The 13,611-nt window shown below is 64.6% G+C and carries 16 protein-coding genes and 1 tRNA gene; 8 read left to right on the top strand and 9 right to left on the bottom strand.

Translation table 11 applies throughout. The annotated features are described in order from the left end of the window. Positions 1–948 (top strand): bifunctional 2-C-methyl-D-erythritol 4-phosphate cytidylyltransferase/2-C-methyl-D-erythritol 2,4-cyclodiphosphate synthase (locus tag C100_RS39700; protein WP_024020688.1); only part of this gene is annotated, 948 nt, incomplete at its 5' end. Positions 949–952: 4 nt separating this feature from the next. Continuing rightward, positions 953–1,465: a CinA family protein gene (locus tag C100_RS39705; RefSeq protein ID WP_024020689.1), complete on the top strand. Its 513-nt coding sequence runs from the start codon at positions 953–955 to the stop codon at positions 1,463–1,465. On the opposite strand, the gene C100_RS39710 is transcribed toward C100_RS39705, so the two are convergent. Then, entirely contained in the window at positions 1,417–1,887 is a 471-nt protein-coding gene (locus tag C100_RS39710) for a type II toxin-antitoxin system RatA family toxin (protein ID WP_024020690.1), read from the bottom strand. The genes C100_RS39705 and C100_RS39710 overlap by 49 nt on opposite strands. Before the next feature lie 7 nt (positions 1,888–1,894). Next, complete coding sequence (gene lipA / locus C100_RS39715) at positions 1,895–2,893, bottom strand: lipoyl synthase (protein WP_031309827.1); 999 nt, start codon at positions 2,891–2,893, stop codon at positions 1,895–1,897. Between the two features lie 8 nt (positions 2,894–2,901). Here lipA and C100_RS39720 point away from each other — a divergent pair, with 8 nt between their 5' ends. Genes C100_RS39720 through C100_RS39730 form a run of 3 tightly spaced genes read left to right on the top strand, consistent with a single transcriptional unit; the run spans position 2,902 to position 4,633 of the window. Beyond that, positions 2,902–3,540, top strand: a complete 639-nt coding sequence (locus tag C100_RS39720; protein ID WP_024020692.1) for a carbonic anhydrase — start codon at positions 2,902–2,904, stop codon at positions 3,538–3,540. Positions 3,541–3,554: 14 nt separating this feature from the next. Then, positions 3,555–4,352 (top strand): NYN domain-containing protein, encoded by a 798-nt coding sequence (locus C100_RS39725; RefSeq protein WP_024020693.1) that lies wholly within the window; start codon positions 3,555–3,557, stop codon positions 4,350–4,352. Next, complete coding sequence (locus C100_RS39730; protein ID WP_024020694.1) at positions 4,352–4,633, top strand: acylphosphatase; 282 nt, start codon at positions 4,352–4,354, stop codon at positions 4,631–4,633. Before C100_RS39725 ends, C100_RS39730 begins: the two co-directional genes overlap by 1 nt. A 273-nt stretch (positions 4,634–4,906) precedes the next feature. On the opposite strand, the gene ettA is transcribed toward C100_RS39730, so the two are convergent. Then, on the bottom strand, positions 4,907–6,592 hold the full coding sequence (ettA, locus tag C100_RS39735; RefSeq protein ID WP_024020695.1) for an energy-dependent translational throttle protein EttA: 1,686 nt from the start codon (positions 6,590–6,592) through the stop codon (positions 4,907–4,909). Between the two features lie 103 nt (positions 6,593–6,695). On the opposite strand from ettA, the gene C100_RS39740 reads away from it, so the two are divergent. The 3 genes from C100_RS39740 to C100_RS39750 all read left to right on the top strand — a co-directional run bounded on the left by C100_RS39740 (position 6,696) and on the right by C100_RS39750 (position 8,747). Next, positions 6,696–8,069: a M28 family peptidase gene (locus tag C100_RS39740; protein ID WP_024020696.1), complete on the top strand. Its 1,374-nt coding sequence runs from the start codon at positions 6,696–6,698 to the stop codon at positions 8,067–8,069. 158 nt (positions 8,070–8,227) lie between these two features. Further along, positions 8,228–8,428, top strand: a complete 201-nt coding sequence (locus C100_RS39745; RefSeq protein WP_024020697.1) for a hypothetical protein — start codon at positions 8,228–8,230, stop codon at positions 8,426–8,428. Between the two features lie 242 nt (positions 8,429–8,670). Next, a tRNA-Pro gene (locus C100_RS39750) sits at positions 8,671–8,747 on the top strand. Here the strand turns inward: C100_RS39750 and C100_RS39755 are convergent. From C100_RS39755 to gspJ, 6 genes are all read right to left on the bottom strand, one after another. Continuing rightward, positions 8,748–9,491, bottom strand: a complete 744-nt coding sequence (locus tag C100_RS39755; RefSeq protein WP_024020699.1) for a prepilin peptidase — start codon at positions 9,489–9,491, stop codon at positions 8,748–8,750. It lies immediately after the preceding tRNA gene. After that, positions 9,488–10,210, bottom strand: a complete 723-nt coding sequence (gene gspN / locus C100_RS39760) for a type II secretion system protein N (RefSeq protein ID WP_024020700.1) — start codon at positions 10,208–10,210, stop codon at positions 9,488–9,490. The genes C100_RS39755 and gspN overlap by 4 nt, the downstream gene beginning before the upstream one ends. Further along, positions 10,207–10,695, bottom strand: a complete 489-nt coding sequence (gene gspM / locus C100_RS39765; RefSeq protein WP_031309829.1) for a type II secretion system protein GspM — start codon at positions 10,693–10,695, stop codon at positions 10,207–10,209. The genes gspN and gspM overlap by 4 nt, the downstream gene beginning before the upstream one ends. Continuing rightward, positions 10,692–11,543, bottom strand: coding sequence for a type II secretion system protein GspL (gene gspL / locus C100_RS39770; RefSeq protein WP_442800321.1), 852 nt, complete (start codon positions 11,541–11,543; stop codon positions 10,692–10,694). The genes gspM and gspL overlap by 4 nt, the downstream gene beginning before the upstream one ends. Before the next feature lie 337 nt (positions 11,544–11,880). Beyond that, positions 11,881–12,870 carry a type II secretion system minor pseudopilin GspK gene (gene gspK, locus C100_RS39775; protein ID WP_024020702.1) on the bottom strand — a complete coding sequence of 330 codons (990 nt, stop codon included), beginning with the start codon at positions 12,868–12,870 and terminating at the stop codon, positions 11,881–11,883. Further along, positions 12,863–13,606, bottom strand: coding sequence for a type II secretion system minor pseudopilin GspJ (gene gspJ / locus C100_RS39780; RefSeq protein ID WP_024020703.1), 744 nt, complete (start codon positions 13,604–13,606; stop codon positions 12,863–12,865). The genes gspK and gspJ overlap by 8 nt, the downstream gene beginning before the upstream one ends. Positions 13,607–13,611 lie beyond the last annotated feature (5 nt).

Here is a 13,611-nt window from a genome sequence, read left to right on the forward strand (position 1 = left end):
ACTTTCGTCGCGGGCGCCGGGAGCCGGCGCGGTTCGGTGCGGGCGGGGCTGGAGGCGATCGCGGCGGGAGATGGCGCGGATATGGTATTGATCCACGATGCCGCCCGCCCGTTCCTGCCGGGCGTGGTGGTCGACCGACTGCTGAAAGCATTGACAACGGCCGAGGGCGCCATCCCCACCGTGCCGGTCGCCGATACGCTGGTGCGCGAAGCGCAGGGTGCGATGGGCGACGGTGTGGACCGCAACGGGCTGCACCGGGTGCAGACGCCGCAGGCTTTCCGCTTCGACGCTATAGTGGCGGCGCATCGGGCCTGGGATGATGACCGGGAGGCAACGGATGATGCGCAGATCCTCAAGGCGCGGGGCCATGACGTCATATTGGTCGAGGGCGACGAAAGGCTGGAGAAATTGACCTACCCCCAGGATTTCGCGCGGGCGGAGGCGCGGCTGGCAACGCCGCGCGGCATCCGGGTCGGCATGGGCTATGACGTCCATCGACTGGCCGCTGACGAAGAGCTTTGGTTGGGCGGGGTCCAGGTGCCGCATGATCGCGGCCTGGCCGGGCACAGCGATGCGGACGTGGCGCTTCATGCAATCGTCGACGCGCTGCTCGGCGCGCTGGCGGAGGGCGACATCGGCAGCCATTTTCCGCCGTCCGACCCGCAATGGCGCGGCGCGGCGTCCGACCGCTTCCTGGCCTATGCGCGGGACCGGGTGGCGGCGCGCGACGGCGTCATCGACCATATCGACCTCACCATCATTTGCGAAGCGCCGAAGATAGGCCCGCACCGCGACGCCATGCGCGCGCGCATCGCGGAGATATTGGCGGTGTCCCTCGACCGGGTCAGCGTCAAGGCCACGACGACTGAAAGACTGGGCTTTGCCGGCCGGCGCGAAGGTATCGCCGCACAAGCGGTTGCCACCCTCTCCCTCCCCGCGCTATCCTGACGCCATGCCCGATACCGTCCTTCCGATCGAACTGGTCGAACTCGCCGAAAAGGTCATCCTCGCCAATCGCCGCGCGGGACGCACGGTTGCGGTCGCGGAAAGCTGCACCGGCGGCCTGGTCTCTGCCGCGCTCACCGAAATTGCCGGATCGTCCGAGGTGTTCGAAGCCGGTTTCATCACCTATTCCAATGATATGAAGGCGGAACTTCTGAAAGTTTCGCATGATGTGCTGGATACATTCGGCGCCGTTTCCATCGCCACCGCCTGGGCCATGGCGCAAGGCGCGCTCGGCAAGAGCCACGCCAATGTCGCGGTTGCGATCACCGGGATCGCGGGGCCGGGCGGCGGCAGCGAGCAAAAGCCGGTCGGCACGGTCGTCTTCGCCCGCGCCGAACGCGGCGCCAGCCCCGACAAGGTCGTGGCCGACATGCGGCATTTCGAGGATAATGGCCGGGGCGGCGTGCGGCTTCAGGCGGCGCTGTGCGCGCTGGAACTGTTGTTGCCCGAAGACGCGTAGAGTTGCGCGGCGCGTGTTTCGAACGCGCCGATCATCTTGCGCAGCGCCTTGTCGAAAAACTGGCCAGCGAGCATTTCGAACAGCCGGTTCTTGAATTCGAACGCGACCTCGAAATCAACCAGCACGCCGCCCTGCCCGTCGTCGCGGAAATTCCATTCATTGTGCAGATGCTTGAGCGGGCCGTCGAGATAGTCCACCCGCACATGGTCCGGCCGATGCTTGAAAACGCGCGAGGTGAAGCTTTCCTTGATCCCCTTGAAGCCGACGATCATGTCCGCGACCATTTCCGTTTCGCCGTCCTGGCGCACACGAATGGCGCTCACCCAGGGCAGGAATTCGGGATAAGCCGCGACGTTCGACACCAGGTCGAACATCTGCGTCGGCGTATAGGGAAGATGGCGCGTTTCGGTATGTTTGGGCATCGAAAAGTCAGGCCTTCGCCGCCGCCCTGGCCAGTTGCGTTTCGCGCGCGGCTTTCATTTCGGCGAAATCCTTGCCGGCGTGATAGCTGGAGCGGGTCAGCGGGCTGGATGCGACCTGAAGGAAGCCCTTGGCGCGCGCGATCCCAGCATAGGCGGTAAAGGCGGCCGGGGTGACAAATTCCATCACCTTGGCGTGCTTGGGCGTGGGCTGAAGATATTGGCCCATCGTCAGGAAATCGATGTCGGCCGACCGCATGTCGTCCATCACCTGATGCACCTCCAGACGCTCCTCGCCCAGGCCGAGCATGATGCCCGACTTGGTGAAGATCGACGGATCGAGCTTCTTCACGGACTCCAGCAGCCGCAGCGACGCATAATAGCGCGCGCCGGGCCGGATGGTGGGATAGAGGCGCGGCACGGTTTCCAGATTATGATTGTAGACGTCGGGACGGGCCGCGACGATCATTTCGACCGCGCGTTCATGCTTGTTGCGGAAGTCCGGCGTCAATATCTCGATTGTCGTGTCGGGCGTCGTGCGGCGCAACGCCTCGATCACCTTGACGAATTGCGATGCGCCGCCATCGGGCAGGTCGTCGCGATCGACCGAGGTGATGACGATATGTTCCAGCCCCATTTCCGCGCAGGCATCGGCCAGATTTTGCGGCTCATTGGGATCGACCTTGCGCGGCATCCCGGTCTTGACGTTGCAGAAGGCGCAAGCGCGAGTGCAGACGTCGCCCAGAATCATGACCGTCGCATGCTTCTTCGTCCAGCACTCGCCGATATTGGGGCAGGCCGCTTCCTCGCACACCGTCGCCAGCCCTTTTTCCCGCATCAACGCGCGGGTTTCATTATAGCCCTTGCTGGTAGGGGCCTTGACGCGAATCCAGTCGGGCTTGCGGGCGCGTTCGGGCTTAGCCGGCGCGGGGTTGGGGCTCAGGTCGTTCATTCGCCCCAGATAGCGATGCGCGGCCGCTCTTGCCAGTCCCGAGTTTGTAAGGCACATCGAGCGCCATGATCGACTTTGCCGAGATGCTCGATGGCTATCGCCGTTTTCGTGAAACCGGATGGGCGCAGCAACGCGAACGCTGGGACGAACTGAATGAGGGGCAAAGCCCCCGTGTGATGGTGATCGCCTGTTCCGACAGCCGGGTGGACCCGGCACAGATATTCGACACCAGCCCCGGCGAAATTTTCGTGGTGCGCAACGTCGCCGCGCTGGTTCCTCCGTTCGAAACGAATCCCGGCCGCCACGGCGTATCGGCCGCGCTGGAATTTGCCGTGCAAGTGCTCAAGGTCGGCGAGATCGTCGTCATGGGCCATGGCAAGTGCGGCGGGTGCAAGGCCGCGCTCAGCCATGACCTGAAGGACGCGCCGCCGGGAGAAGGCGGTTTCATCCATAGCTGGATCGAATTGCTCGACAGCGCGCGCGACGTGGTGGTGCGCCAATATGGCGAACGGCGCGACCGGGATGTCGAGCGTGCGATGGAGCAGGAAGGGGTGAAGGTCAGCCTCGCCAATTTGCGCACCTTCCCCTGTGTCCGGGCCAAGGAACGCAGCGGCGAGTTGAAGCTGGTCGGCAGTTTCTTCGCGATCGCCGACGGGCAGCTTCATATATTGAATGAGGATAGCGGCGCCTTCTCGCCCGCGTGACGGGAGACTGGATTATGGCGACACGGCAGGAAGGCCACGGCAATATCGCCCTGTTGATCGACTCCGACAACGCGTCGGCGGCGCATTTCGATTCGGTGATGACCGTGCTGGCGGAACTAGGCACGGTCAATATTCGCCGCGCCTATGGCAATTGGAGCAAGACCACGCTCAAGGCCTGGGCCGCGCTGTCGATCACCCAGGCGATCGAGCCGCAGCAGCAGTTCGACCTGACCAAGGGCAAAAACGCCACCGACATGAAGATGACCATCGACGCGATGGACCTGATGGCGTCAGGGCGGGTCGATGGCTTTGGCCTGATGTCGAGCGACAGCGACTTTACGCCGCTGGCGACCCGCATCCGGCAACAGGGCATCCCGGTCTATGGCTTTGGGTCGGCCAATACGCCCGAGGGCTTTCGTCGCGCCTGCACGCGTTTCCTGGACGTAGCGGCGCTGGAACCGGCCGAGGTGCCGGAAGTGAAGAAGACGCCGGTGAAGAAGGCTGCCTCAGCCAAGGCCACGCCCGCCAAGACCGCAGCCGCCGCGACACCGGCAACGTCTGCTACCCCGGCGCAAGGCAAGGCGGTCGATCCCGAAGTGGTTAAGCTGTTGATCGACGCCTATGACGCGGTGAAACGTGACGAAAAGGGCTTCGCCTCGCTCGGCAGCGTCGGACAACTGGCGGGCAACCGGTCCAGCTTCGACGCGCGCAACTATGGTTATAAGCGCCTGTCCGACCTGATCCGCGCCGTCCCCAATTTCGCCGTCGAAACGCGCGAAGGCGGTCAGACCTGGATCAAGCGGGTGCATTAATGGCCGCCATCGCACGCCATCTGACGATCCATGGCAGGGTCCAGGGCGTCTGGTATCGCGCCTGGACGGTCGAGACGGCGCGCGGATTGAACCTGACAGGATGGGTGCGCAACCGCGCCAATGGCAGCGTCGAGGCGCTGGTTCAGGGCGAATCAGGCGCGGTGGAACAGTTCATCGCCCTGGCGCATGAAGGCCCGGCCGCTGCTCAGGTGACCCGGATCGACCTTAGCGAGATCGCTGCGGAGACATTGGACAGCTTCGAGAAGCGGGCGACGGCATAGTCGTTTTGGCGCGGGGAGTGTGGACGCACATGCTGCGCTCTCAATGGCGATTTCCCTTTGAGCTGCCGCCACGCGCATCGCTTTTGTCGCCAACCGACCACTGCAAAGCAAAAAAAGGGCCGATCCTTGGGGACCGGCCTGAAAGTTTTTAGGAGAGGATGCCTGAAAGGCCCTTCCCAATTAAATGTTAGCGCCACCATCGCAAGTGCGAAATAGTTGCCTGCGATTGCAAAATTTGCAACCGCAGGTGCTCTACGATGTTGCGCCCACCGATCAGCGGGTCAGCTTCTTGTAAGCCAGGCGCGTCGGACGGTCGGCGGCATCGCCCAGGCGACGGCGCTTGTCTTCCTCATAGGCTTCGAAATTGCCTTCGAACCATTCGACATGGCTGTCGCCTTCAAAGGCGAGGATATGGGTTGCGAGCCGATCAAGGAAGAAGCGGTCATGGCTGATGACCACGGCGCAACCGGCAAAATTTTCGATCGCTTCCTCCAGCGCGCCCAGCGTTTCAACGTCGAGATCGTTGGTCGGTTCGTCGAGCAGCAGCACGTTGCCGCCCTTTTTCAGCATCTTGGCGATGTGGACGCGGTTGCGCTCACCACCCGACAGCTTGCCGACATTCTTCTGCTGGTCCTGCCCCTTGAAGTTGAAGGCGCCGACATAGGCGCGAGTCGACATGTCGTGGCCGTTGACTTTCACATAATCGAGGCCGTCGGACACTTCTTCCCAGACATTCTTGGACGCGTCGAGATGGTCGCGGCTCTGGTCGACATAGCCCAGCCGCACGGTCGAACCGATGTCGACTTCGCCGCTGTCGGGCGTTTCCTGCCCGGTGATGATGCGGAACAGAGTCGATTTGCCCGCGCCGTTGGGGCCGATCACGCCGACAATGCCACCGGGCGGCAACAGGAAGGAGAGATCCTCGAACAGCAGCTTGTCGCCATAGGCCTTGCTGATGCCCTTGAACTCGATCACCTTGCCGCCCAGGCGTTCGGGCACCTGGATGACGATCTGCGCCTTGCCCGGCGTACGATTGTTCTGGCCGGCGACCAGTTCCTCGAACTTCTTGATACGCGCCTTGGACTTAGTCTGGCGGCCCTTGGTGCCCGCCCTGATCCATTCCAGCTCGTCATTGATCGCCTTCTGCCGGCCGGTTGCCTCCCGGTCTTCCTGCTCCAGCCGCTTGGCCTTCTTCTCCAGATAGGTGGAGTAATTGCCTTCATAGGGGAAATATTTGCCGCGATCGAGTTCGAGGATCCAGCCGACGACATTGTCGAGGAAATAGCGGTCATGGGTGATCATCAGCACCGCGCCGGCATATTCCTTGAGGTGATTTTCCAGCCAGGTGACGCTTTCTGCATCGAGATGGTTGGTCGGTTCGTCGAGCAGCAGAATATCGGGCTTCTGGATCAGCAGGCGGGTGAGCGCGATGCGGCGCTTTTCACCGCCCGACAGATTTTCGACCGACCAGTCCGACGGCGGGCAGCGCAACGCCTCCATCGCGATTTCGAGCTGGTTGTCGAGCGTCCAGCCGTCGACCGCATCAATCTGTTCCTGAAGCGTGCCCATTTCCTCCATCAGGGCGTCGAAATCGACATCCTCCGGCGGGTCGGCCATGATCATGCTGATCTCGTTGAAGCGGTCCATCTTGTCCGCAATCTCGCGGGCGCCGTCCTTCACATTTTCCAGCACGGTCTTGTCAGGATCGAGCTGCGGCTCCTGCGGCAGATAGCCGACCGTGATATTCTCGCCCGGCCATGCTTCGCCCGAAAAATCGGTGTCGATGCCAGCCATGATCTTCATCAGGGTCGATTTGCCCGCGCCGTTCGGGCCGACGATGCCGATCTTCGCGCCGCGATAAAATTGCAGGTTGATATTGCTCAGCACCGGCTTGGCGGCAGCCGGGAAGGTCTTCGTCATGCTCTTCATGACATAGGCATATTGCGAGGAGGCGGACATGGGTTCAGCAGCTCCGAAAGATAGACTGACAGGATATTTGCCGCGGAGTTAGCGAACGCCAAGCGCATTGGCAAATGGGGGATGCCTCGTTAAGTCTTCAATCATGCAGAAAATCCGATCGGGCACGCTCGCCGCCCTGCTCCTTGGCAGCATCATCACCCCCACCTTCTCCCTGGCCGCGCCGGCCGACAGCGATGCGATTCGGCAAGCGGCGCTGAAGGATGAGGTCGCGTGGGACTTCACCGAAGGGCTGACGACCGAGGTCGGACCCCGCCCCGCTGGCACGCCGCAGGAAGCGCGTGCGCGCGACTGGGCGGTGGCGAAGCTCAAAATGCTGGGCTTCCGCAATGTGCGGGCAGAACCTTATGATATGCCGGTCTGGCAGCGTGTGCATGACGAAGCGCGGGTCACAAGCCCCTTCCCGCAAAGTCTGGTCGTTGCGGCGCTGGGCAATAGCGGATCGACGGGCGAACAGGGCGTGGAAGGCGAGATCGTCTATTTCCCCAGCATCGCCGATTTGCAGGCCGCGCCGGATGGGAGCCTCACAGGCAAGATCGCGTTTGTCAGCCATGACATGGTCGCCGCCCAGGATGGCGCGGGCTATGGCTATTATGGCGCGGCGCGGCGCCAGGGGCCAAGCATCGCCGCCAAGAAGGGCGCGATCGCGATATTGGTGAAATCCATCGGCACCGATCATCATCGCATCGCCCATACTGGGGTGCAGATGTGGGCCGAGGGCGTTACGCCGATCCCCGCCGTGGCGGTGAGCGTGCCGGACGCCGAACAGCTCGCCCGCATGGTGGCGCGCGCCAAGCCGGTGCGCGTCCACCTTACAGCCGTTTCCCGCACGCTGGCGGATCAGCCATCCGGCAACGTCATCGCCGAAATTCCCGGCAGCGATCCCAAGGCTGGCGTCGTCGTCGCCGCCTGCCATCTCGACAGCTGGGACCAGGGCACCGGCGCGATCGACGATGCGTCGGGTTGCGGCATCATCGCGGCCGCCGCGTTGCAGGTCGCCAAAGCAGGGACGCCGCGCCGGACCATTCGCCTTCTGCTGGCTGGCGCTGAAGAAGTTGGCGGCAATGGCGGGCGCGCCTATTTCGCAGCCCATGGCCAGCAACCCCACGCGCTGGTGATGGAATCGGACTTTGGCGCGGACAAGGTGTGGCGGGTGGATTTCACTCTGCCCACTGGCAACGAGGCGCTCGCCGGCCGCATCGGACAGGCGCTCGCTCCGCTCGGCATCGTGCCGGGCAGGGACAAGGCGCATGGCGGGTCGGACATCGAACCGCTGGTGGACGCCGGCGTGCCGGTCATCGACCTGCAACAGGATGGCATCCGCTATTTCGACATCCACCATACCCCCGACGACACGCTGGACAAGATCGATCAGGAGCAGCTCCGGCAGAATGTCGCTGCCTGGGCCGTGACGATGAACCTTGTTGCCAATGCGTCAGAAAGTTTGAGCGCTAACTGAACTTTTATAGTAGACAACGCCCCGTCGTGTGATTCTGCCGCTTCACCGACGTTAGAAAAGCATTGATTTGTGCAGCGCACACGTTAATGCGGGTCGCTCGCGTAAGGTCACTTTTATAACGTGCCAGACGCGGCATAATGCTATGGGAGCCCTACACAATGAAGAAGATCGCTGTTGTTTTCGCTTCGGCCAGCCTGATGGCCCTCGCCGCTTGCGGTGAGAAGCCGGCCAACGAGACCGCGAACGCTTCGAACGCTGTCGTCGAAAACGTCGTCGAAAACGCCATGGACGCCTCGGACAATGCGATGAACGCTGCGAACGTCGCGGACAACGCTGCGAACGCCGCGAACGCGATGTAATCTTCGCGCTAGCGAGATTTCGGAAAAGGGCGGGTCCTTCGGGGCCTGCCCTTTTTTCATGGGCGGAACTCTCCGCCTTCCCACGCGCTCTTCCTCCGATCCAAGAGGAGAAGAATGATGGGCAAAGGCATATTATTGTGGCTTCTGGGCGTCCCGATCCCAATCATTCTGCTGTTGTGGCTGTTCTTTCATTGATCGCCGATTGACGACATATGTGCTTCCCCGCTAAGGCCGCCGCTCGTCGGGGAGTAGCGCAGTCTGGTAGCGCGCCTGCTTTGGGAGCAGGATGTCGCAGGTTCGAATCCTGTCTCCCCGACCATCACACCAAAAGGTGCGACGCCATTAGCCCGCCGGGCAGTGCCGCGATCGTCAGGAAGGTTCCGAGCGGAACCCGCGCCGCGCCATGCCTGGCTCGGCCGCTGATCAGCATCACCGCCAGACCCACCGTCGATGCGCATAGCAGGATGAAGGGTAGCGCCTGCCACCCAAACCATGCGCCGAGCGCGCCGAACAATTTCGCATCGCCCAGCCCCAGCCCGTCGCGCCCACGCAGCGCCCGGTATGACAACGCGATGAGCAAGAGCGCCCCATAGCCGATAGCCGCGCCGACGACACGATCGGACAGGCCGGCATCCGTCGCCTGGAAGCCGATGGTGAAGCCCAGAAACGCGAGCGGCAGTGTCAGCGCATCGGGTAGCCAGTAATGCCGCCAGTCGAGCACGGCGAGGGTCAGCAACAGCCATCCCAACAAGGCCCAGGCAACCCCGGCCAGATCCGGTGCGAGGCCCAGCGCCAGAGCGCCGATGATCGCACAGCCTGCCTCCACACGCCCGTGCAGCGGATCGATACGCGCGCCGCAGGCTCTGCACCGGCCATGGCTCAGCAAGGCGCTCAGCATCGGGATCAGATCACGCGCACCCAGCGTTCTGCCGCAAGAGTCGCAGGCGGAGCGTCCCCGCATCACACCCCTGCCCTGAGGCCAGCGCAGAATCAGCGTCGCGAGGAAGCTTCCCAGGATTGCACCGGCCAGCGCGCCGATCAGCGCCGCCACAGGATGGATCACAACGTCCCTTCGACCTTCAATAGCTGCGCATTGCCTGCCGGCGCGAAGCCGGCCTGCCCCAGCGTTGCGGCCAACGTCGCATCGGTCGTCTCAATACGCATTTCCGCGACATAGCGGCCCGATCGCCAGACTCGCAGGGTGATTTTCTCCAGCCCCGACTGGCTGACCAGCGGCAACGACAGCGCGTCGCCGTCACAGGCCGCCACACCAGACAGCCCTTGCGACAGGTTCAGCCCCGGAAACTGCCCTGCGAGGCGCGCGCGCACTCGCCCTTCCGCATGACCGCAGCGGTCGCCGCTGAAATAGCCGCTTACATCCTCCATGACGAGGCTGCTGACGGGCAGCGGTGCGAAGGTGCGGCCGAGCGGCACCGCGCCGGTAACGTCATCCACGCCGATCCGCCCGAAGCCGACGGTAATGGCGCCGCTGATGTCGTCTGGCAGCCCCTTGACGCGGGCTACATCGAAGCGCGCGCGGCCCATCAGAAGCGAAATGGGCGAAAGCCCGGCGCGCACGCTACCGAGCGGCATGTTACCTAGCATGAGTTGGTCGATCCGGCCGCTCCATACCGTCCCGCGCACATCGCGGGCGGCGACGCCCAGCCGCTCCAGCCCGGACAAACCCAGCGCCACCCGCATCGGCAGGAACAGCAACAGCCCAAGGATCAGAACCAGGATAAGGATGATCCGCATCCGCCAGGACAGGATGAGACCCATCATTGCGCATCTCCCCGTTCAAGCACCGCCTGCACCGATACGCTGCCGGCGGTAGGTGATGGCCGCGCGCTCATCGTCACGACCCGGATGCCCAGCGATTCCAGCCCCGAAAGCCAGGAAAACAACGCGATCGGGCGCACCGAGGCGATGGCGATCTCCATCCGGTCATTGCCCTGCGCCTGAGCGCGCTCCAGCGTCAGGCCGGCCTCGCCAGCGCTTTGCCCGACAAACTGATCGAGCGGGGTCGCAGGTCCGGTGCCTGCAGGCGTGCGCGGCAAAGCCTTGAGCTGGGTCGCGGCCGCGCGGATGGCGCTGTTGCGGTCGGTCGCCTCGATCAGCGTATCCCGGGCGCTGCGCTGCGCACGGTCGAGCGGCATCGCCACCCCGAACCAGAGAATGACCAGCGCCAGCAGCGCGAACATCACGCCCAGCATCCATTGTTCGCGGGTCGAGCGTTCCGACCAGTAAGTCGCTAAATTTTCCATCATGCGCGCACCGTAATATCCGCCAGCGTCCGTCCGCCCGGATCCTGAGACGGCGTAGCCGTGATCGTGAAGCCAGCCGCCTGGAGTGCCAGCAGCACGATGTTGATGTCTTCCGCTTTGGCGGCGGCGAGTGTGGCGCGGACCATGCCGTCGGGATCGCGCGACAGGCTGGTCAACGCGACGCCCGGCGCATCCTGCATGGCCGCGAGCAGTCCCGCCACCGGCGCGGTGAAGGCGCGAGCGCCGGCGCCTCGGGCGGCGAGTTGCCCCTCCAGCACGCCCTGCGCCTGGACGGCGTCAGTGGCGTCAGGCAGCACCTGCTGCGCCAGCGCCAGGCTCTCGCGGTCGATCCGGCTCGCTTCCACATGCTGCCGGGTCAGGCTCACCAGCGTCGTCGCAAGCGCCGCGAGCAAGATCAGCCCCGTCCACAGCGCGACACGCGCTACGGCTCGCCGGTCCAGCGCGGGACGGACGCGCTTGGCGAAATCGCCCTGTCGCATGTCAAGCGGCGGCTGATCCAGCGCGGCGATGGCGCGTCCCTCGATAATCCCCGGCGCCAGGTCGGAAAAGGACGCATCCTCGACCAGGACCGGCAGTGCCATGTCCGCCGTCAGCGCCATGTCGACGCCGCGCAGGACCGTCGCCCCACCGATCAAGCCACGGCTATATCCCTCGTCCGGTTGCGTCAGCAACAGCGGCGCGGGGACGATGATGTCCGGATCCAGCCCGTGATGCTGCGCCCACAACAGCCAGTGCAGCATGTCGCTGCGGCTGGCCACGGCGACGACATGCGGTGCGGCCGGATCATCATTCTCGTCCGCTGCGGCGAATAGTTGGTCAGCCGGCAGCAATCCGCCCGCCAGCGCCGCCAGCCGCGCGGCCGCCCGTCCCCGCCGCGCCGGAATAGTTGGTCAGCCGGCAGCAATCCGCCCGCCAGCGCCGCCAGCCGCGCGGCCGCCCGTCCCTGCCGCGCCGGCAGCTCGGGATAGGTCATCCAGTGCAATGTGACCAGCGCGGCCGGCGGCACCAGCAACACCCGCGCCTGCCCCGGCAGCGACGCGATGCCGCACGCCGCCAGCCAGTTGGCGCCTTCGCCGGACTGGATCAATGCGCCATCGACCACCCGCATCCAGCGCGGCGCCACATCCGCCCCTTCGGGCAAAAAGATGATGAGGGCGTCGCGGCTGCTCATGCGCCCCCGCCCCAGTTGCGCCGCACCAGTATCGCCGGGCTTTGCCGCGCGTCGATCAGCGCCCGCTCCGCCACCTGCGTTCCCCCGACATCCACCGAAACATTCACTCCAAAAAATCCCGTCTTCAACTTCACTTGCTCAGCGACTTCGGTCATCGGCGACAGGCCGACGAGCGAAGGCAGCTTCCAGAAGTTCACGGTGCTGCCGTAGCCCTCCTCAGGCCGCTGCGCCAGCAATTGCCGTGCCTGGCCGACGCTCAACTGACCCGGCAGCAACATGGCGAACAGCGGCGCCTGGTCCGGCAGCAGTGTATTGATGTTGATCGGCGACAGGTCCGTGACGGGCAAGGCACAAACCCACGGTATCACCAGATCGTAGATGGCGGGCGTGACGCCGGCCACCGCGCGCAACTCGCTGGGGTCCACCATCATGCGGTTGGCGGCACGATAGGGCCGGTCCATGCCGATATAGGTTTCATCTTCGGCGCCGCCCGGCTGGGGGACGCTGTCGCTGTCGATCCAGTCGGCCAGGCTTGCCGCCGCCGCCGCCGCCTGCCGCGCATCGACGCCCAGCGTCTCGAGCAAGCCCTGAAACTGCGACACACCGATCGGCCGGACCTTCAACGCGGCTTCGCTCTCGCCGCTGACGACGCTGTTGAGGTTGAAGCAATTGCCGCCGTCCGTCACCCGGACGGTCGCGATGCCGCCAGGCACGGGAATGGCCTGGGGCGTGCCCATCCAGCCGCCAGCCAGCGTGATTTTCGCCGGATTGGTTTCGACGAGGTCGTTGATCCGCAGCCGCGCCATTTCCGTGCCCGCATCGGCATAGGCGCGTGCCTGATCGACCGCGCCGCCATTGCCGGTCATGCGTGTCGCCAGCGCCACCCGTTCCAGCGCAGTGGAGGCGACGACCGCCATCACCGCCACCAGCAGCAGCACGGTCAACAGCGCGGCGCCCGCTTCGCTTGGTTTGCGCGGATCAGCCACCGACTGCCCCTTCCGCCCCTTCCAGCTTTTCCGCAGGGCCGGGCGCGACCAGGAAGCGCATCATCACAGGCGCCTCGCCGGTGCGCGTCACGGTCATCTCGACGGCTTTGGGCAGCAGGTCGGGCTGGCCGGGCGTCCAGTCGTCGCGCCATTTGCCCTGCGCGTCGCGAAAGCGCAGCTTGACCTCCTCGACATGCTCCAGCAGCGCCGCGGGATCATCGCCCGCCGCGCCGTCGAGCTGGGCATAAGTGCGCCGCTCCAGCCGCCCCTGTCGCACCCAATATTCAACCTTTTGCAACGACGGACGCGGCAGATCGCCCAAATTGTCCCAGCCGCCCCGCACAAATTGCATCACCGGCAGCGATTCCCCTTCGTCGTGCGCCCAGAAGGCGGGCGCGAGCGTTCCCGCTTCGGTCCGGGTAATGCGCGGCACCGCCTGGCCCAGGTCGCCAGCGAGCGCGCCACCGGCCCGCTGCACCGCCGCCATGTCGTCAAGCCGCGCCTTGATCTGCGCCTGCGCGGAAACACTGTTGCCAAGCAGCAGCACCCCGGCCGCCGCGAGCATGGCGAAGATCATCAAGGATACGAGCAGTTCGATCAGCGTGAAGCCGTGTTCGGCGGAGCGCTCCGAAGGCGTGAAGCCGTGTTCGGCGGAGCGCTCCGAAGGCGTGAAGCCGTGTTCGGCGGAGCTGCCCGAAGGCGTATAGCCGTGTCCGGCGGAGCTGCCCGAAGACATAATAT

The sequence above is a fragment of the Sphingobium sp. C100 genome, assembly GCF_000508185.1.
In the GTDB taxonomy this organism is placed as follows: Bacteria; Pseudomonadota; Alphaproteobacteria; order Sphingomonadales; family Sphingomonadaceae; genus Sphingobium.